Raw genomic sequence first — 20,202 nt, 5'->3', positions numbered from 1 at the left:
CTGCAAGCGCAGCATCGAAAAAAAGTGCATATTTTTGCTCGTTTAAATACTTTTTAAGCAATTCAGCGATTTTTCGTACATTTTCCTGCTCAAAAAACCGAATAAATTTCCAGTTATCTAAAATGAACAGAAAATTGAAAACTTAAATGGATTATTGCAATCATTTACGTGCAGTCTGCGCACACATGTTTTATGCTAAACCTATCTCCTAAGATAAATTTAAAGACATGATGAAAAACTGGGTCGATCCTGAAGCAAAAGCTGAAGCCGAACGTTATGACAACCCTATCCCAAGCCGTACGCTAATTTTAGAAACCATAGAAAAAAATAATGCCCAGTCTCATGCCGACCTGGTAGAACATTTCGAAATCGCAGATCAAAAAAGTATTGATGCTCTCAGCCATCGTTTAATTGCGATGGTGCGTGACGGGCAATTGATGAAAGATGGTTATAAATTCCAGATTGCCGTCGAGCAGCCTGAATCCGAAGCGACGGTTTATATCAATTCCCGCGGGATGGGAACTGCCAACATTTCTGGCCAGGACGATCTCTTACTGGCTGAGCGTGAACTACGGCTGGTCTTTAATGGCGACCGTGTCAAAGTACGTCAAACTTCAGTAGACCGTAAAGGTAAAGCCTGGGGTTATGTGACTGAAGTTGTGCAGCACCGCGTTAAGCAGATCATTGGTAAAGTTTCCCTATATGAAGGTGAATACTTTGTTCAACCTGCCAGCCCAAATGCGCATCAGCCCATTACTCTTGAAAAAGAACTGATTGAACATGCGCAAGTCAATCTGGGTGATTCGATTCGCGTGGCGATTGATACTTATCCGACCCGTGAAGAATTTGCGACCGGTCATATTGTCCAGTCCATGGCAGATAAAGCCGATACCGAAATCATCATTCCACAAACCATTTTAGAATATGGTTTGCCCTATGAATTCCCGGAAGAAGTGATTCAGGATGCAGAAAGCTTTAAAGAACCAACAGAGAAAGACCGTGAAGGTCGTGTGGATCTGCGTGATTTAGCTTTGGTCACTATTGATGGTGAAGATGCACGTGACTTTGATGATGCAGTATATGCTGAAAAACGTCCGGGCGGTGGCTATCGCGTGGTCGTAGCGATTGCCGATGTCAGTCATTATGTACGTACAGGCAAACCGCTGGACGATGAAGCTCAGGAACGCGGAACTTCTGTCTACTTCCCGCACTTTGTTTTACCAATGCTGCCTGAAGCCTTGTCGAATGGCTTGTGTTCTTTAAATCCGGCTGTTGATCGTCTCTGTATGGTCTGTGATTTAAAACTGTCACGTGCCGGTCGTGTTACCGGTTTTGAGTTCTATCCATCCGTGATGCACTCTAAAGCACGTTTGACTTATGATCAGGTTGCCCAATATCTGGAAGGCGACAGTCAGGCCATTACCGAAGATCGCGAAGTTCGCAAGTCGATCAACACCCTGTTCCAACTCTATCAGGTTCTGAAAGGCTTACGTGCTGAACGTCATGCCATGGAATTTGAAACCGTTGAAACGTATATGACTTTTGATGAGCTGGGCGGAATTAAAGAGATTTTGCCGCGTAGCCGTAATGATGCGCATAAGCTGATTGAAGAATGTATGTTGTTGGCCAACGTGGCAGCCGCAGAATATGCATTGAAAAATGAAATTCCGATGTTGTACCGCGTACATGAGCCACCTGAGTTCTCGCGTATTCAAAAAGTCCGTGATTTCGTCAAGCTGCTTGGTTTGAAATTCCCGGAGCAACCGACCCAAGCAGATTATCAGGCGGTGATTGAAGCGACCAAAGACCGCATAGATGCACCAAGCATTCATGCGGTGTTATTACGCTCCATGATGCAGGCTTATTACGGCCCTAACAATGCGGGGCACTACGGTCTGGCTTATGAGGCGTACACACATTTCACTTCGCCAATTCGACGTTATCCAGACCTGTTATTGCATCGTGCCATTAAAGCGCATTTAAATAAAAAGCCATCTCCGCTTTCAGGTGGAGCTTTAGATGAAGCAGGAACACATTTCTCTGCCACTGAACGCCGTGCCGATGAAGCCTCTCGCTCGGTGACGACCTGGTTGAAATGTCATTATATGCAGCAGCATCTGGGCGAAGAATTTGTTGGCATCATTAGTGCGACAGCAGAGTTTGGCCTGTTTGTGACGCTAAAAGACCTGTATGTGGATGGTATGGTGCATGTCAGCCAGTTGGGCGATGACTTCTTTGTCTTTGATCAAGTCAGCCAGAATCTGGTCGGCCAGAATCGTGGTCAGGTCTTTGGTCTGGGCGATGAAGTCAAGATCAAGGTGGCTGGCGTCAATCTGGAAGAGCGCAAGATCGACTTTGAACTGGTACAGCAACTCAGTCATGCCGGCCGTGCGATCCGTGCCCGTGCGCCGCGCGTGAGCGAGAAAAAACCGGCAGTACGTCCAGCAGCAACAGAAGAGGTTTTTAGCAAGAATGAGCGCGAGTCTAAATCCAGCCTGAATGCCGATGGAGAACAGCCCATACGACGCAAAAAAGCCAAAGGAAAACCCAGCTCTTACAACAGCAAGTCTGTTAAAAAATCTGCAGCAAAGCCTGAAGCAAAGGCTAAAGATAAAGTAAAGAAAAAGACCAAGATCAAAAAGAAAAAGTCGAATGCAAAAGCCAAGACTGAATAATTTTTGACAGTATAAAAAGAGCGCTACGGCGCTCTTTTTTATTTATAATCAAAATATTAAAATAGGAAAAATTATAAGAATGAATACCATAACTATTTTTACTTTGATCATTTCTTTAATGGCTTTGCTTGTGACTTATGCCGTATTTAAATCTGATCAGCAACCACAAATTATAGTTTTTGCTCTTCCGCATTACGGTAAGCAATCTTTCATTCAACTACAGATAAAGAATATAGGAAAATCCATTGCCTATAATGTACAAATATCGAGTGATCAACCCATTCCTAAACGGGCCTTCGGAATTAAAAAATTAAATGCTTCAAAAGATTATTTTGATAGCGGTATTTTCAAACATGGAGTCAAAGTATTTCCACCCAATCAGAGCTATATATACGATTGGGGACAATACGGCGGCCTCAGAGAGGCTTTAGATAATAATCCTATCACCATGAAAGTCACGTATTGGTATAAACACCCTTTAAACTTATGGAAAACTCAAATCACTGATATTTCCATCATCGATATAAATGAACTAGAAGCCTTACCTTCATCTGATGGTGGATTTATTGAACAGCTTCAAAATATTAATAAAGAATTGAAAATATTAAATACAAAGCTAGAGAAAAAACTTTAACTCCCTTGATTTCCCCCACCAAAGGCCCTACATCTAGAACTAATATAGGCAATTGATTCGGCAGACCGACATGACTTTAGAAAAGGCAACTTTGCCTGTTCCACAATTTGATCAGATTACCCTGGCCGATCTCAAAGAAAAAATTGAAACAACCATTCAAGCCGGACAAAAGTTTTTAAATGAACTGACTGATACGCCAGACTCGGTTCAGGCTCAACTTGAGATTCTGGAACAGGTCGATACCCTCGAAAATAATATGAGTGAATCCTGGGGCGTGTTATCACATCTGAATGCCGTGATGAACAATGCCGAAACCCGTGACGTCTATCAAGCCTTATTACCGGGTCTGAGCGAATACTATACGCAACTAGGTCAACATACGGCGCTGTATCAAACTTATCAGCATATTCATGATGCATCAATTTTTAATGAATTACCTGCAGCCCAGCAAAGTGCCATCAAACTGGCCTTACGTGACTTCAAACTGTCTGGTGTGGCCTTAGAAGGCGAAGCGAAGAAACGTTATGCGGAAATTTCTGCACGTCTCTCACAACTGTCTTCGGACTTCTCCAACCATGTGCTGGATGCAACTCAGGCTTATTTCAGACCATTAGCTGAAGATGAGTTAGCGGGTCTCTCTGAAAGTAATATTGAGCTGTTAAAACAATATGGCCAGCAACGCGAGCTGGATCAGCCGGTGGCTACGCTAGATTTCCCGTCTTATCTGGCAATCATGACCCATGCGGAACATCGTGAACTGCGTGAAGAGCTGTATAAAGCCTATACCACGCGCGCTTCAGATCAGTCCGAACAGACTGAATTTGACAATACCGCCTTAATTGAAGAAATCCTCAGCTTACGTCAGGAAATGGCCAAGCTGCTCGGCTTCAACAATTATGCAGAATTGTCTCTGGCCAGCAAAATGGCGCCAAGTGTAGAAGCAGTAGACGAATTCTTGCGTGATCTGGCAGAGCATGCCCGTGCGCCGGCAACCAAGGAAATTGCAGAACTAAAAGCCATTGCCGCTGAAGATGGTATTGATGAACTGAAACCTTGGGACAGCAGCTATTATTCAGAGAAGCTGAAAATGCAGCAGTTTAACCTGTCACAGGAGGCGCTGAAACCTTATTTCCCTGCACCAAGAATCCTGCAAGGCCTGTTCAGTATTGTCAATCGCCTGTATGACATTCAGGTGATTGAACGTGAAGCGCCGGTTTGGCATCCAGAGGCGCGTTATTTCGAACTGGAAGATCAAGGTCAGGTGATTGGCGGTTTCTATTTTGACCTGTATGCGCGCCAAGGCAAACGTGGTGGTGCCTGGATGAGCGGTTTCCGTTCGCGCATGCAGACCCGTGATGGCCTGCAAAAACCGATCTGCTATATGGTGGGTAACTTTACTCCACCTGTTGGCAACCGACCTGCACTGCTCACGCATGATGAAGTAATTACCCTGTTCCATGAATTTGGTCACGGCCTGCATCACATGCTGACTGAAGTGGACAATATCGCGGTGGCAGGTACGCATGGCGTGGCTTGGGATGCCGTGGAGCTGCCAAGCCAGTTTATGGAATTCTGGGCCTGGGATCAGGACAGTCTGAATCTGCTCAGTGAACATATTGAAACCAAGGAATCTTTGCCGGCCGACCTGCTCAAAGCCCTGCTCGATGCACGTTTCTTCCAATCCGGTATGCAAACCCTGCGTCAACTTGAATTTGCCTTGTTTGACTTGAGTATTCACCGTGTCAATCCGGCTTCAAATGCTGAACAGGTTCAGGCCACACTGAATGAAATTCGTGAAAAATATGCAGTTCTGCCCACCACCGACTATAACCGTTTTCAGCACAGCTTTAGTCATATCTTTGCAGGTGGTTATGCAGCGGGATATTATTCCTATAAATGGGCCGAAGTTTTGGCCAGTGATGCCTTCGACCGTTTCGAAAATGAAGGGATTTTTAATACCACCACTGGAAAACAGTTTCGGGAAAATATCCTCGCAGTTGGCGGAAAAGATCAAGCACTTGACGCATTTATCAATTTCCGCGGACGCGAGCCAAAAATAGATGCATTGCTACGTCATCAAGGTTGGACGAACCGCTCTAAAAACGCTTAAACTAGCTTTTTAAGTTGATCACAAGGTGAGTATGATGACCATTAAACGTCGTTTCATTGCAGGCGCAAAATGTCCAAAATGTCAGGCGTTAGATCGCGTCGTCATGCTGACCTCTGGTGAAGATGAGTGGATTGAATGTATCGAGTGTGGTTATGAAGAAAATCGTCCCACGCATATTGACCAACCAGAAACACCAGCTGTTCCAGATGAAATTGGCGTGATTCAGTTTAAACCTCGTTCAGCAAAATAAAAAATCAAGGTTCAAGCTATGTCAGTAGAACAAAGAAATAACCCCAAACTTTTAATGGGGATTATGGGGGCTTTAGTTACTGTCGTTGTATTGGTGCTGCTCTATCAATGGTTGAATGCACCTTCGAAGGAGACACAACGCATGCAACAGGAGGAAATCGCAGCTGTTCCGGCAACCACATCTACAGCGACAACTGAAGAAGATACAGATGCAAGCAATGCGGCTGAGGCACTCGAGACCAAAGCATTAATCAGCGGCAGCCTGTTAAAAGCGCCAGTGCCGGAAAATTCTACTTTGGCCAACGAAGAGATGGCCAAATTAGCCGATATTCAAGTTCAGCTCAATGAGCAAAAAGCCACGCTAGAGGCGCAGCACAGCGATGCTGACCAGCTCATTCAATTGAAAGAGGAACAGATCAAGCTACTCGAAGCACAACTGGCTCAAGGCCAATAATCTTGATGCATTTTGGCTAGAAGATCTGCAGATCTTCTAGCCAAATTGTCTCCATGTCTACCACAGCCACCTCACCACTATTCAAAGCCATTATTTTACTGACCTGCTCTGCTTTTTTATTTTCAGTGATGGACGTATGTATCCGTTATGCCTCACAAACGGTTGATCATGCTACTGTGGTTTTCTTCTGTAATGTAGTCGGGCTGTTTATTTTCCTGCCTTTCATTTTCAACCAAGGTCGCGGATTTTTTAAAACTGAAAAACTGTGGATGCACACCTGGCGTGCGGTGGTCGGTCTGATTACCATGTATGGCTTTTGTTACAGTTCGAGCGCTGACCAAAACCGAATCTCCAGAAAAAATCGTATTTTATTTCTGTTTGATTGGCAGCCTGATTGCAATGATTCCGATGTTTTGGGTGTGGCGGCCCTATACTCTGACAGAACTTCAGCTATCTGATTACTGCCGGCATTCTGGCCAATTTCAGTCAGTTATTGATGTCAAATGCTTACAAACTGGCGTCGGCAGGACAAATTGGGCCGGTGAATTATGTGGTGATTTTCTTTGCCGGTATATGGGGTTTTCTGTTCTGGCAGGAGGTTCCTGATCTATATAGCCTGATCGGATTAGGGTTGATTTTCTGCGCGATTCTGCTGTGTAGCCCAATCCTGCAAAAGCGCCTGAATTCATCTAAAATCTGAGCCAAGAATTCAGATTAAATTAAAAAAGCACCCGTAGGTGCTTTTTTAGTGTCTATCTTTTATGGATACCAACCGAACAGCTTAAAGACATAAGGCACATAGGCGATGATCAGCATCGCAGGCAGCAGCACAATCACCGGTAAAATCCAGCGTTCATAACGGTAGTAAAAAGACAGATGGCGTACTTCTGCATCCGCTTCAGCCACTTCGGCATCGCCAATGGATTGTCTGGCCAACAGATGGTTCAGTGCCACCGGTGGCGTCACATAGCCCAGTTCAAAGCCAATCAGGGTGATCATCCAGAAATGCACCGGATGAATGCCGTATTGGTAAGCCACTGGAGCAACAGTCGCCGAGATCAGAATCACCGCACCAAACGGATCCATAATCATCCCGACAAAAATCATCAAGCCGACAATCAGGGAAATGACCAGAATAGTACTGCTGATATCGGTTGGAAACGCTTCCATAATTTCCATACGTTCCAGCAAGCCACCGACACTCACAGAAAGTGCCATCAGGATCACCAGCGCACCAATATGCCCCACGGTTTCACTGGTGGAGATATGCATCGACTTCCAGAAATCCACCTCACGCAAGATTTCTGTCGCCTTTGAACGCTGCACAGCATGATCAACCACCATTTCTTTGCCTGGTTGTTCGCTATGTTCAGCCTCACGATATTCTGCATTGGCTGCGGCACCGGCTGTCGCCAGTTCAGGTGTCGATTTTGAGTTTAGAGTTGCGGTCAAGGTTTCATCCCAATGCCCCACTGCCGGCAACGGCGCAGGTTCATGGCGTAACTTGTCGAACAAGACAATCATCAGCAGAATGACTGGCATCATCACTGGTGCGGTAAATTCATTCAGGTCAGTCGACAAAGCATATTTATAGAATAACCATATCAGAATAAAAATCACGATATATGGAATAATCGCAATGAAAGCACGACCAGATTGAGGAGCTGCTACAGTTGGCGCGGCAATGCGGAATTTGTTTTCTGCAAAGAACAGGGAAATTACCAGGAATAAAGTCGAGCTGAGTAGGAAGACATAAATCCCGTAGTGATACAGTAAGTCGGTGGTCACTTCTTTATTTAGTGATGCGACGACGACAATCAGCAAGCAAGGACGTAAAACCACACCCAGTGAACCGGACATTGCAGTGGCGGCCAGTGCAAACTGACGGCGTCCACCCGCATTCCAGACTTCCTTGTAAATAATCGCACCTGCGGCAATTACGAAAATCCCTGAAGCCCCAGTATAGGCGGTCGGTAATGCAGCTGCCAGCAAGATTAACCAGGTCAGGGTTTCAGGGGCCAGATTCCATGGACGCAGAATATTCAGAAACATGTCCACGACACGGGTCTGTTTCAGCAACATACCGGCCCAGATAAACAAGGCCAAGTTCAGAAAGATACTAGAAAACTCTACCAATTGACCGAGGTAAATCCCCTGTCCCATTGGATAGTCCATAAAGAAAGTGAAGTTTATCCCGGTAGTAATGGCCATATAGGCATATAGCGGTACACTCAGAAAGGCCAGACCAAAACTGCCACCCTCACGTGTTGGTTTTGGTTGTTTGATCACCTGATACAAGCTGATCAGGGTGAGTGCGCTGAACAGAATCATCCACAACCAGTAGATATATTTCATCTCCCCCATCGGCACGCCCGAGTTCAATACGGACTGATATTGGCTATAGGATGAAAATGCCAGGAAAGCATTAGCGACCAGCATGGCGACCGAATAAACTTTAAAGTCGATACGCGTGCTCGGGCTACGCAAGCCAATATGATGGGTTTTTAGAGTGGCACTGATCGCAGCAAAGACCACCATGATGACCAGAAGCAAAGCCCGGTTTTCCGTACCAAACTTGAAGATGCCAAAGAAAGAAGTTTCAAAGGTCCGATAAGCCCGAATACTTGGATGTGCTTGCACATGTTGAATGGCTTTATCATAAAACAGGTAGGATTCTTCACAGACCTGTTGTGCCTGTAACACCGCAGCACGGACATCCGCTTCCGAACGCACCCCGAAGAAGTCGGCATATTCATCGGCTGCATCGGCTTTTATCTGCTGCTGAACGCGTTGATCGACATTAATATTGCGTTCACATTGTGGACGCGTCGGCTCAGCCCTTAAAAATGAATATTGCATTCCTGTTGCCGGATCGCCGTAAATACGCTCCCCCATACGCAGCAACTGGCCGTGAATCATTTCCCCGGTGCCAATAATCAAAGTGAGCAAAAGTAAAACCAGCACGACGAAGGTCGAGATCCACTCTGTCCATATATAACGCAACAGACCTAATCCTGATCTGTTTTGATCATTATTTTGCATGTGTATTCCTATTTTTATTTTAGCGGCCTGATGCTTGGTCTAGGACGCTGATCTTCCCTTCTGCCTAGAAAATTCCTTTTCAAAGGTCAGGATCTTTATTCTATGTTTTGACTTTGCATGAAAATTGGCACAATAAAAATGACAATTTATATTTTCTTTTTGTATTTTCTGCCAAGTAAATTATTTATCTCTGCACTTTAATTATCCCGAAAATAATTGCTCACAATATAGATCAGCGCCAGAATCACGCCCCAAATCACCCCAAGTAAATGTGCCTCAACCAAAACCGGACTACCGATCAGCTGCGCCGTTCCGACATTGCCAATGGTGTTTTCCCAGACCAGTTTGGCAAAAATCAAAAATAATACCAGCGCCGCAAAGCCGCGTTCCCGCTTATACAGCAAATGTACACAGGCTACGGCGACATAGGCACCATGCAGCACGCCCGACAGGCCAGCATAGGCTTCAATATTGGGTAAGAAAAAATAAAAGCTTAAACTGATCAACGGTGGCAAGATCAGCAAAATGGCACAGAAATGCCAGACGGTAGCGCGTGGAAAAATGAAAGGTAAACAGATAAAGGCGAGAATGTTTAGAAAGTAATGAATCCAGCTCACATGTACCCAGTGCGCTGTCCAGAGTCGCCAGAATTCACCCAGCAGACTCTCTTGCCAGTAGATGAAATGATCATGAAAAATTTGCAGACATGCACAGAGAGAGACAAAAGCCGCTAGAAAAATAATTTTTCGTCGAAAATGTTGATCTAGCATCGGCCTGTTGTTCTCCCTGGCTATCTAATTTGACTTCATCCCTGAAGCTTTATGCATAGTATCTGCATTACAGATCCGCACTGAACAGATCATCGAGCTCGGAAGAATTGTCGGATTCATCCCAGAAACGTTGCATGCCATCATCGCCACTGCGTATACCGGTATTTTCTGTCCAGTAACGATCGGATATGCCACTGACCATAATCGCAGCCATACTGTCGATCAGCTTGAATTGCGGATTCACCGGTTTTTCCTCGGTACGGGCCTGAGCAAAGGTTTTCAAGGCATCCCGAACTTTGGCATCATCGCCACTGGCCTGAGCCGCTACAGCGTACAAGGCATGAGATAAACGTACACCTTTTTGCTCACCAATTTGTGTAGATTGTTTTAATGTTTGGTAAGGATCCGGCTTGCCTTCCCCAGCGCCTGGCAATAAAGTCCAGATCACCGCACGGGTGGCATTCGGAGCGCCCCAGAATTTCGCGTTATCCAGACACACCATGCCACGTTCAACCACGGCAGCAATATCTTTCGGTACATGCACTGCACCACCCGAGTTAATATCATTGGTCATGGCCTGTAAACCGCTGAGCATAGCCAGTAGATAAACCGTTTGCTCGATATCACTGTTCATGCGCGGGCATTCTTCGCCCAAGGGTTTCTGGTATTTTTTTTCATAACGGCTCTGGAACAGTTGATAACCGGTATATTGACGCTGTGCTGCCAGTGCCGCCCAGCGCTTCTGCTCGATTCGGGCATCCTGGGCTTCTGCCACCTGATTGGTTTTTGAAGCACGTAAATAGCGTAACTCGGCTTCCAGTGCTTTTTGCTCGGCACAAATACCGGCAGCCGAATACATCAGCACAGCCACCCGCGTTGGATCTGCCCCCATTTCTTTGGTTGCCATGATGGCCGGAGTTAGAGAATTGCCTGAATTACAGACCATCTCGGCATCATCCATGGCTAAAATTGGCGGGACAATATGGTTTTCGGTAAAACCCAGTGCAACATTGGCACCGGTTTTAATGACATGGGAACACCCCGTTAATACTGTTGTTGTTATTGCAATGGTCGCCATACCTTGGCATATTTTACGGACGCCTGACATTTTCCTGTCCTCTATAATTGTGATTATGTCCATCTTTCTGTTAAAGATATCAGAAGCATTTTGTGAATAAAAGAGTATTTACTCTAATCTGGACCAGACACTGTGCCATCAAACTGGCCGACTGCAATTGACTTGATCTGTTGAATTACCAAATTTTGGGCAAAAAAAAGTAGCATTGCGACGGTTCAGCACATGCTACTTATTAACTGTACAAACAGAGAGGCGGTAATAACTCTGCTTGATTAAGATGAAAATTTATCCTTCAGCACCGTCGCGAATTGTCCAACCACCAAAGCTGAAACAATCACTACGATCAAAAACATTTACACTAGAGATTCTATTGAGTTCTCTCGTATTTGCTTTTAGTGCGTTCAATGTACAGGCTAAAAATAAAACATAGGCGGGAAATTGTCATACAATTTATCTTACTGATAAGTCATTATTATTTTCTGTCTGACAATGAAAGCGCGTTAATGATCTAAGTATCTGTTTTATTGAAATTTCAATCAAGTGATTAAAATAGCGTTGTCTGACAACTAGATAAGTTTGGTCAGAACTTTCAGGGATTTCCATTGTTTTAGCGGTAATTGGTCACACCAGATCAATAAAGGCTGAGCCTTAGCGTGCTGAAAATACACCACAATATAAGCTTGATGATCAATCACATGACTAACACATACCCGACAGGTGGGCCGAGATTTGGCTGTCAATGACCATTCACGTCCATCCAGATATTCAAACTGTTCAATCTGGGGCGTCTTGCGATAAAACAGCTGATAAATCACCAGTCCCATCACAGCACACAATAGCCAAATTGTAATTGGCAGTAGCTGATACAGCAGGTACATCAACAGTGCAAAAATAAAAAGCTGAAACGCCAGTGCACAATAACTGCGTTTCAGCTTGAAACAGCGATTATCCATGGACGTAAAATTTAAGCTTCTTGATCAAATCTTTTAATTCAGGACGCGGCGGCTCAGAGACTTCCATAAACCAGTCCAGCAGATCTGGATCTTCCTGATCGACCAACTCAGCAAACATCTGCTTTTCAAATGGATCAGCAGTTAAGTAGTAGTTTTTTACGTAGGGATCAAAATATACATCCAGCTCTTTTAGACCACGACGCGCGCGATAAATCACTTTGCGCTCTTCTAAGGTGATGTCATCAGTCATCGAATTTCCCCAATTCGTTATAAACCGGAATAGTTTACCTGAAGCCATCGCTGAATTTCGAGGGATTTCATACAAATGACCAAAAGCATCAGCATATTTAAGTTATTTGAACATTCCGCTCATTGTTGCTGATCTATGCTTGACCTACTTTAAAGCAAACAGATCAGAATAAGGAATAACAAGATGCAATCTGCAGCCATTCGCCCGCTTGCCCCGATGCTGCCCCGCCAGCTTTTTACTGCCGAACATGAAGCATTTCGTCAAACCGTACGCAAGTTTTATGAAAAGGAAGTTATTCCGCATAGCGAGCGCTATGAAAAGCAACAGCATGTGGATCGAGAGCTCTGGACTAAAGCGGGTGAACTGGGACTACTCTGCGCCACCATGCCAGAGCAATATGGCGGCTCTGGGGTAGACCGGCTGTATAGCATGATTCTGATTGAAGAACAGGCTTATGCTGGTGATTCAGCCACAGGTTTTTCCCTACATTCAGATATTGTCGCCAATTACCTGCTGAACTTTGGCAATGATGCTCAAAAACAGCAGTGGTTACCCAAAATGGCTTCCGGGGAAATCGTCACCGCGATTGCCATGACCGAACCGGGAACCGGTTCTGACCTGCAAACAGTACGTACCTCTGCGGTACTGGATGGCGATGACTATGTGATTAATGGATCCAAGATCTTTATTACCAATGGCTATCTCTGTGATATGGCGATTGTGGTCTGTAAGACCGGTCATAGTGACAAAGGCTCGGCCAATCTCTCATTGATTATGGTCGAAGCCGACCGGGCCGGATTTAGCAAAGCTAAACCGCTGAATAAAATCGGCATGAAAGGCCAGGATACTTGCGAGCTGTTCTTTGACGATGTACGCGTACCACAAGAAAATTTGCTCGGTCTGGAAGGCATGGGCTTTATGATGTTGATGAAAGAACTGGCCTGGGAACGCCTGATTGTGGCAATGATGTGTCAGGCTGGCGCTGAAGCTGCTTTCGCACATACAGTGAAATATACTAAGGAACGTCAGGCCTTTGGCAAGAGTATAAGCCATTTTCAAAATACCCGCTTTAAACTGGCAGAAATGCGTACCGAAATCGAGTTTTGTCGCGCTTATCTGGATCGCTGCATGGAGCTGCAACTCAAGCAAGAACTAGGCATCGATGCCGCTGCTGCGGCCAAATACAAGATTTCAGAAATGTGTAGCAAGGTGGTAGATGAATGCCTGCAATTGCATGGTGGTTATGGCTATATGCTGGAATATCCAATTGCCCGGGCCTATATCGACAACCGTGCCAACCGGATTTATGCTGGTACCAACGAAATCATGAAAGAACTGATTGCACGTTCACTGTAAACTGGACGCATAAAAAAGGAGTCACTCAGGACTCCTTTTTCTTCAGTTCAATATCCGACTTTAAGAGACCAGACGCGGTTTATGTTTAAGAGCCTTGCTGTTTTTCTTAAATTTCAGCACCCTATCTTCAAACGAAGCTTGTTTGAGTTCCTTACGATCTGCCAGATAATTATTGCTGACTTTCCACGGTGCATGTTTACCTTGTTTTGGCATCACATCTGCAGCACGGGCAATATAGCCCGAACTGAGACTACCCATCACAGTATCCTCTAGCAATTCAGTCTGATCACCCTGAGCGATGACTTCAGCATAGCCCTGCTGATCCATATAGTTCAGCAAACGGCAAATGTACTCAGCGGCAATATCGACTTTTAAAGTCCAAGAGGCATTGATATAACCAATAATTAGCGCCATATTCGGCACATCACTAACCATGATGCCTCTATACAGCATATGTTGTGAGGTATCGACAGGTTGACCATCAATCGTCGCCTGAATTCCACCAAGAATCTGGATATTTAAGCCTGTGGCTGAAACGATAATATCTGCCTCCAGATGTTGACCCGATTTCAGCTGAATGCCAGTTTCAGTCAAGCTTTCGATCTGATCGGTTACAACTGATGCCTGCCCTTCACGTAAAATTTTAAACAGATCACCATCCGGCACCACGCATAGGCGCTGATCCCACGGCTCATAATTCGGGGTAAAGTGTTTCATATCCACTTTACCTTTGAGCTGAAACTGCACGGATTTAAGTAACAGCGTTTTTAACAGTTTTGGCTGTTTTTGTGCCAAGGCATAAATTCCGCGCTGCATGCCAATATTCCGGGCACGGGTAATTTTATAAGCCACATCTTCTGGTAGATACTGCCGCATCTTTGCATAAATCATATCAATGGAGGGCACTGAAGCGATATAGGTCGGGGAACGCTGTAACATGGTCACATGCCCGGCGCCGCCTTTGACCATCGCCGGAACTAAAGTAATCGCGGTGGCACCACTACCAATGATCACCACTTTTTTGCCCTGATAATCTAAATTTTCCGGCCAATGCTGCGGATGAATGAATTGACCTTTAAAAGCCTCCTGATTTGGAAACTCAGGCTGAAAACCTTGGTCATAATTGTAATAACCGGTACAACTCAGTACAAAATTCGCAATCCAGATCTGCTTCTTGCTGTGTTCATCCTCAATCTCTACTGACCATTTACAGGTCATAGAATCATAGTTGGCGGTTAACACACGGTGTTGATAATGAATTTTCGATTCCAGATTAAATTCATCTACTACTTCGGCCAGATAGCCCTTAATCGAAGCGCCATCGGCAAGTACACTGGCTTTTTTCCAGGGTTTAAAATTAAAACCAAAGGTCGACATATCCGAATCAGAACGAATTCCCGGATATTTAAATAAATCCCAAGTTCCGCCAATGCTGGCACGTCGCTCAATAATTTCAAATGAGCGCTGCGGACAATGTTTAGAAAGATGCGCTGCCAGACCAATTCCCGAGATCCCCGCACCCACAATTAAAATATCGATTTGCTTTTCCATATTGTTCTTTTACCTAAGCGATACTATCTGTTTTTATTAAATCACAAAATTGACAATACACAATGTCAAGTTTAATAAAAAGCCATTATTTTTTTATCTTTTCAGGCCAGATTCAGATTAGTTCTGCATGATGCAAATACCTGAAAATAAATTTCAGACATTAAAAAAGGCCGGTTTATTCAACCGACCTTTTCGAACAACTCGCGTTATTCTTCACGAAATTAGTTAACTTCGCGATCTACTAGCTCAACGTAAGCCATCGGTGCAGCATCACCTGCACGGAAGCCCGCTTTAAGAACACGTAGATAACCGCCGTTACGCTCTTTGTAACGAGGGCCAAGAACGGTAAATAATTTACCAACAGTTGCTGCTGAACGAGTACGAGCAAACGCCAAACGACGGTTTGCTACTGTATCGTTTTTAGCTAAAGTGATTAAAGGCTCAGCTACACGACGTAACTCTTTCGCTTTAGGCACAGTTGTTTTGATCAACTCGTGCTCGAACAAAGAGTTAGCCATGTTTTGGAACATCGCTTTACGATGGCTGCTTGTACGGCCTAATTTCACACCACTATTACGATGACGCATGGTGATAGTCCTACTTAATTAACGGCTACGATAGGCGAAACGATCGTCCATACGGAGACTAGCCGGTGGCCAGTTCTCTAAACGCATGCCGAGTTGTAAGCCTTTAGAAGCCAGAACATCTTTGATCTCAGTAAGCGATTTTTTACCCAAGTTAGGAGTTTTAAGCAACTCAACTTCAGTACGCTGTACAAGATCACCAATGTAGTAAATGTTTTCTGCTTTCAAACAGTTAGCAGAACGAACAGTTAGCTCTAGATCATCTACTGGGCGAAGCAAGATTGGGTCAACTTCTTCACGCGGCTCTTGAGCCACAGGTGCTTGATCTTTCTGAAGGTCAACAAAGATTGCAATTTGTTGTTGCAAGATTGTTGCCGCTTTGCGGATTGCTTCTTCAGGATCTACAGTACCATTGGTTTCAAGATCAATGACCAATTTGTCAAGGTCAGTACGTTGTTCTACACGAGCGTTTTCCACTGTATAAGACACACGTTTGATTGGGCTATAAGAAGCATCTAACTGCAAGCGACCCACTGGGCGAGTTTCGCCTTCTGGGAAGCGTGAATCAGAAGTCTCGTAGCCACGACCTTGAGCAACTTTCAGACGCATTTTCAATGAGCCTGAGGCACTTAAAGTACCGATCAAATGTTCAGGGTTAACCACTTCAACATTATGAGGTAAACGAAGGTCAGCCGCAGTTACGTCGCCTGCACCTTGTTTCTCTAATGTTAAGTATGCTTCATTTTGATCGAACAGCTTAATCGACAATCCTTTTAGGTTCAGCAAGAGCTCGACGATGTCCTGCTGCAAGCCTTCCAAAGTACTGTACTCGTGCTCGACCCCTTCAATCTCAACTTCTACCACAGCTGCGCCAGGTAGAGAAGAAAGAAGGATGCGACGTAAAGCATTACCCAGAGTATGACCAAAGCCACGCTCTAAAGGTTCTAGAATAACTTTTGCCGAGGTCCCGCTTGCCGCTTCGACCTTGATCGCTTGCGGAGTTAGAAACTCATTTGCAGTACGCGTCATATTGCTTCCTCAAGGATTATTTAGAATACAATTCTACAATCAAGCTTTCGTTGATTTCAGCAGGTAAATCAGAACGATCCGGTGCAGCTTTGAACGTACCTTCTAATTTAGAATGGTCGATTTCCATCCAAGAAGGCATGCCACGTTGAGTTGCTAATTCAATTGCGTTTTTGATACGTAATTGTTGTTTAGCGCCTTCGTGAACTGCGATCACATCACCCGCTTTAACTTGGATAGACGCAATGTTAACACGACGGCCATTCAAAGTGATGCTGCGGTGAGATACTAACTGACGAGCTTCTGCGCGAGTAGAACCGAAACCCATACGATAAACAACGTTATCAAGACGGCTTTCAAGTAGCTTCAACAAGTTTTCACCAGTTGCGCCTTTAACACGAGCAGCTTCTTTGTAGTAGTTACTAAATTGACGCTCTAAAACACCGTACATACGACGTACTTTTTGTTTTTCACGTAATTGTAGTGAGTACTCAGACTGTTTACCGCCACGAGCTCCACCATGTTGGCCAGGAGCTTTAGCGTGTTTTTTAGTTTTTACATCAAACGGTTTAACGCCTGATTTAAGTTGCAGGTCTGTCCCTTCGCGGCGAGAGAGTTTGCATTTTGGACCAATATAACGAGCCATGAATGTTTCTCCTTACACGCGACGTTTTTTAGGTGGACGGCAACCGTTGTGCGGGATTGGCGTCACATCGGTAATGCTGTTAATTTTATAACCCACTGCACCTAAAGCACGAACCGCAGATTCACGACCAGGACCAGGACCTTTTACAAGGACGTCCAAGTTTTTCAAACCGTAGTCTAAAGCAGCTTTACCAGCAACTTCAGCAGCTACCTGAGCAGCGAACGGAGTTGATTTACGTGATCCACGGAAGCCTTGTCCACCTGAAGTGGCCCAAGCCAGTGCATTACCTTGACGATCGGTAATAGTCACAATGGTGTTATTAAAAGAAGCGTGAATGTGTGCGACACCTTCAGAGACGGTACGAGTGACCTTCTTGCGTGCGCGAGTATCTTTAGCCATCTTTTAGCTTCCAGAAATCTTATTTCTTAATAGGTTTGCGCGGACCTTTACGGGTACGAGCGTTAGTTTTGGTGCGTTGACCGCGGACAGGCAAGCTGCGACGATGACGAAGACCGCGATAGCAGCCTAAATCCATTAAACGTTTAATGTTCATGGAAATTTCGCGACGTAAATCACCTTCGGTCGGAACCTTAGCAACTTCTGCACGAATCGCATCAAGCTGAGCGTCATCTAATTCACGGATCTTAGTCGTTGGAGCAATACCCGCAGCAGCTAAAATAGCTTTTGAAGTATGGCGACCAATACCAAAGATATACGTTAGAGAGATAACAGCGTGCTTGTTATCCGGAATGTTTACACCGGCAATACGAGCCATTCAATTTTCTCCAAAAAGGCAGTAGATAATCAACCGCCCCACAAAAATCTTGAGGGGCGGATAATAACCCAATTCGCCTACAGAAATCAACAGGTCTTAATCAGATTAACCTTGACGCTGCTTATGACGAGGTTCTGCGCTACAAATTACGCGGATAACCCCATTACGACGGATAACTTTACAGCTACCACAAATTTTCTTAACAGAAGCTTGTACTTTCATGATGAAACCTCTAAGTGCGCTTATCCCTTAGGATGAGCTGTCGTTTTTCTCATTAACGTTTGATTATCGTACTGGTGCGAGGTGAGGTGTGACTGCAGCTGAGCCATAAAGTCCATCACTACTACCACAACAATCAGCAAAGAAGTACCACCCAAATAGAATGGAATACCAAATGAACTTTGCAACACCATCGGCATCAAACAAATGACGGTGATGTAAATCGCGCCAATAAATGTCAAACGACTGAGAATATGATCTAAGTAACGAGCAGTTTGCTCACCTGGACGTATACCAGGCACATAAGCTCCGCTGCGTTTCAAGTTCTCTGACACTTCTTTAGGACTAAATACCAGTGCTGTATAGAAGTAACAGAAAAAGATAATTAACGCACCAAAGAGCACCAAATACAACGGCTGACCAGGCGACAATACCAATGCTACATCTTGCAGGCTACGCTGAATAAATCCGGCATTCGGATCTGCACTACCCACCCACTGGCCTAAGCTCGCAGGGAACAACAGCAATGAGCTGGCAAAAATTGCCGGAATCACACCCGCCATATTAATTTTCAATGGCAAATGTGTCTGCTGTGCAGTAAATACACGACGACCTTGTTGTTTTTGAGCATAGTTGACCGGAATACGACGCTGCGCTTTCTCGATAAACACGATAGCTGCCAAAACACCCAGAGATAACAGACCAAAAATTACCAAGCCAATCAGGCTGGTCTGGCCATTATCTACAGATGACAAAGATTGCATAATTAAATTAGGCAATCCGGCAACAATACCCGCGAAGATGATCATGGAAATACCATTCCCCACCCCACGTTCGGTAATCTGCTCACCCAACCACATCAAGAACATGGTCCCCGCAACCAATGAGGTTACTGCAGGAATATAAAAAGCCAGACCAGTATTCAGGGTAATCCCCTGACTGATCAAGCCTGCACACATCCCGATCGCTTGTACAAGCGCCAGAAATAATGTGCCTTGTCGTGTGTATTGATTTATTTTACGTTTGCCTTGCTCGCCTTCTTTTTTCAAAGCTTCCAGCGAAGGAACCACTGTCGACATCAGCTGCACGATAATCGATGCAGAAATGTAGGGCATGATCCCAAGAGCAAGAATAGACATTCGTTCTAATGCACCACCGGAAAACATGTTAAACAAACCAAGGATAGTACCTTGGTTTGCATTAAACAGGTTTTCTAGGGCCGCATTATTGATGCCCGGTACTGGAATATGCGCTCCTAGCCGAAACACCAACAACGCACCAATGAGAAACATCATTCGACGAATAATTTCACGGTATTTCACATGAAATGGTTGGCCTTTCATCATGTTGACATGACCTGAAGAACTAGGAGTCATAGACACTGGGGATTACTCCTCGACTTTGCCGCCAGCAGCTTCAATAGCAGCTTTAGCGCCTTTAGTCAATGCAACACCTTGAACAGTGAATGCACGAGTAATTTCACCAGAAAGTACGATACGAGCACGGATCATGTCTTTACGTACAACGTTCGCCGCTTTTAAAGTTTCTAGAGACACGATGTCGCCTTCAACTTTAGCAAGCTCAGATAAACGTACTTCAGCAGTTTTCAAAGCCAATTGGCTAGTGAAGCCGAATTTAGGCAAACGACGATAAAGTGCTGTTTGACCGCCTTCGAAACCTGGACGAGTACCACCGCTCTTACGTGAGTTTTGACCCTTGACACCACGGCCACCGGTCTTACCAACGCCAGAACCGATACCACGGCCTACACGAAGGTTGTCACGTTTAGCACCTTCTGCAGGTGCAATTGTATTTAAACGCAGAGTCATG

20 protein-coding genes and 1 pseudogene are annotated in these 20,202 nt (G+C 44.9%); 7 read left to right on the top strand and 14 right to left on the bottom strand.

Annotated features, from left to right (window positions below):
- Window positions 1–227 precede the first annotated feature (227 nt).
- The 6 genes and pseudogenes from rnr to FTV30_RS04835 all read left to right on the top strand — a co-directional run bounded on the left by rnr (window position 228) and on the right by FTV30_RS04835 (window position 6,822).
- On the top strand, window positions 228–2,675 hold the full coding sequence (gene rnr, locus FTV30_RS04860; RefSeq protein WP_074383572.1) for a ribonuclease R: 2,448 nt from the start codon (window positions 228–230) through the stop codon (window positions 2,673–2,675).
- A gap of 79 nt (window positions 2,676–2,754) precedes the next feature.
- Complete coding sequence (locus FTV30_RS04855; protein WP_180001120.1) at window positions 2,755–3,309, top strand: hypothetical protein; 555 nt, start codon at window positions 2,755–2,757, stop codon at window positions 3,307–3,309.
- Window positions 3,310–3,379: 70 nt separating this feature from the next.
- Complete coding sequence (locus tag FTV30_RS04850) at window positions 3,380–5,419, top strand: M3 family metallopeptidase (RefSeq protein WP_180001119.1); 2,040 nt, start codon at window positions 3,380–3,382, stop codon at window positions 5,417–5,419.
- Between the two features lie 40 nt (window positions 5,420–5,459).
- Window positions 5,460–5,669, top strand: a complete 210-nt coding sequence (locus FTV30_RS04845) for a YheV family putative zinc ribbon protein (RefSeq protein ID WP_171294115.1) — start codon at window positions 5,460–5,462, stop codon at window positions 5,667–5,669.
- A gap of 18 nt (window positions 5,670–5,687) precedes the next feature.
- Window positions 5,688–6,122, top strand: coding sequence for a hypothetical protein (locus FTV30_RS04840; RefSeq protein WP_005094113.1), 435 nt, complete (start codon window positions 5,688–5,690; stop codon window positions 6,120–6,122).
- Window positions 6,123–6,175: 53 nt separating this feature from the next.
- Window positions 6,176–6,822, top strand: a pseudogene (locus tag FTV30_RS04835) (DMT family transporter).
- Between the two features lie 59 nt (window positions 6,823–6,881).
- Here the strand turns inward: FTV30_RS04835 and FTV30_RS04830 are convergent.
- The 5 genes from FTV30_RS04830 to FTV30_RS04810 form a co-directional block, all read right to left on the bottom strand.
- The gene (locus FTV30_RS04830) at window positions 6,882–9,164 is read right to left on the bottom strand and encodes a TRAP transporter large permease subunit (protein WP_180001118.1); all 2,283 of its coding nucleotides are present in this window, start codon (window positions 9,162–9,164) and stop codon (window positions 6,882–6,884) included.
- A 197-nt stretch (window positions 9,165–9,361) separates the two neighbouring features.
- Window positions 9,362–9,934 (bottom strand): rhombosortase, encoded by a 573-nt coding sequence (gene rrtA / locus FTV30_RS04825; protein WP_100357814.1) that lies wholly within the window; start codon window positions 9,932–9,934, stop codon window positions 9,362–9,364.
- A 67-nt stretch (window positions 9,935–10,001) separates the two neighbouring features.
- Window positions 10,002–11,042, bottom strand: a complete 1,041-nt coding sequence (locus tag FTV30_RS04820) for a hypothetical protein (RefSeq protein ID WP_180001117.1) — start codon at window positions 11,040–11,042, stop codon at window positions 10,002–10,004.
- Between the two features lie 536 nt (window positions 11,043–11,578).
- Window positions 11,579–11,965, bottom strand: coding sequence for a hypothetical protein (locus FTV30_RS04815; RefSeq protein WP_159138627.1), 387 nt, complete (start codon window positions 11,963–11,965; stop codon window positions 11,579–11,581).
- Window positions 11,958–12,215, bottom strand: coding sequence for a succinate dehydrogenase assembly factor 2 (locus tag FTV30_RS04810; RefSeq protein ID WP_005094125.1), 258 nt, complete (start codon window positions 12,213–12,215; stop codon window positions 11,958–11,960). The genes FTV30_RS04815 and FTV30_RS04810 overlap by 8 nt, the downstream gene beginning before the upstream one ends.
- A 183-nt stretch (window positions 12,216–12,398) precedes the next feature.
- Between FTV30_RS04810 and FTV30_RS04805 the strand changes: the two genes are divergently transcribed.
- Complete coding sequence (locus tag FTV30_RS04805; RefSeq protein WP_180001116.1) at window positions 12,399–13,571, top strand: acyl-CoA dehydrogenase family protein; 1,173 nt, start codon at window positions 12,399–12,401, stop codon at window positions 13,569–13,571.
- Window positions 13,572–13,631: 60 nt separating this feature from the next.
- Here the strand turns inward: FTV30_RS04805 and FTV30_RS04800 are convergent, their stop codons facing one another.
- From FTV30_RS04800 to rplO, 9 genes are all read right to left on the bottom strand, one after another.
- Entirely contained in the window at window positions 13,632–15,122 is a 1,491-nt protein-coding gene (locus tag FTV30_RS04800) for an NAD(P)/FAD-dependent oxidoreductase (RefSeq protein ID WP_180001115.1), read from the bottom strand.
- Between the two features lie 221 nt (window positions 15,123–15,343).
- Entirely contained in the window at window positions 15,344–15,709 is a 366-nt protein-coding gene (gene rplQ / locus FTV30_RS04795) for a 50S ribosomal protein L17 (protein WP_004281488.1), read from the bottom strand.
- A gap of 18 nt (window positions 15,710–15,727) precedes the next feature.
- Entirely contained in the window at window positions 15,728–16,735 is a 1,008-nt protein-coding gene (locus FTV30_RS04790; protein ID WP_005094131.1) for a DNA-directed RNA polymerase subunit alpha, read from the bottom strand.
- A gap of 16 nt (window positions 16,736–16,751) precedes the next feature.
- Window positions 16,752–17,378, bottom strand: a complete 627-nt coding sequence (gene rpsD / locus FTV30_RS04785) for a 30S ribosomal protein S4 (protein ID WP_005094132.1) — start codon at window positions 17,376–17,378, stop codon at window positions 16,752–16,754.
- Window positions 17,379–17,390: 12 nt separating this feature from the next.
- Window positions 17,391–17,777 carry a 30S ribosomal protein S11 gene (gene rpsK, locus FTV30_RS04780; protein WP_004281491.1) on the bottom strand — a complete coding sequence of 129 codons (387 nt, stop codon included), beginning with the start codon at window positions 17,775–17,777 and terminating at the stop codon, window positions 17,391–17,393.
- A gap of 19 nt (window positions 17,778–17,796) precedes the next feature.
- On the bottom strand, window positions 17,797–18,153 hold the full coding sequence (gene rpsM / locus FTV30_RS04775) for a 30S ribosomal protein S13 (RefSeq protein WP_004281492.1): 357 nt from the start codon (window positions 18,151–18,153) through the stop codon (window positions 17,797–17,799).
- Between the two features lie 105 nt (window positions 18,154–18,258).
- The gene (gene rpmJ / locus FTV30_RS04770) at window positions 18,259–18,375 is read right to left on the bottom strand and encodes a 50S ribosomal protein L36 (protein WP_000867907.1); all 117 of its coding nucleotides are present in this window, start codon (window positions 18,373–18,375) and stop codon (window positions 18,259–18,261) included.
- A gap of 20 nt (window positions 18,376–18,395) precedes the next feature.
- The gene (secY, locus tag FTV30_RS04765; RefSeq protein WP_171063316.1) at window positions 18,396–19,715 is read right to left on the bottom strand and encodes a preprotein translocase subunit SecY; all 1,320 of its coding nucleotides are present in this window, start codon (window positions 19,713–19,715) and stop codon (window positions 18,396–18,398) included.
- A 45-nt stretch (window positions 19,716–19,760) separates the two neighbouring features.
- Window positions 19,761–20,201: a 50S ribosomal protein L15 gene (gene rplO / locus FTV30_RS04760; protein WP_180001114.1), complete on the bottom strand. Its 441-nt coding sequence runs from the start codon at window positions 20,199–20,201 to the stop codon at window positions 19,761–19,763.
- Window position 20,202 lies beyond the last annotated feature (1 nt).

Origin of the sequence: Acinetobacter sp. YH12255 (assembly GCF_013417355.1) — a bacterium.
GTDB classification, from domain to species: Bacteria; Pseudomonadota; Gammaproteobacteria; order Pseudomonadales; family Moraxellaceae; genus Acinetobacter; species Acinetobacter pseudolwoffii.
Note: the sequence above shows the minus strand (reverse complement) of the source record. Positions and strands in the feature narration are given on the sequence as shown.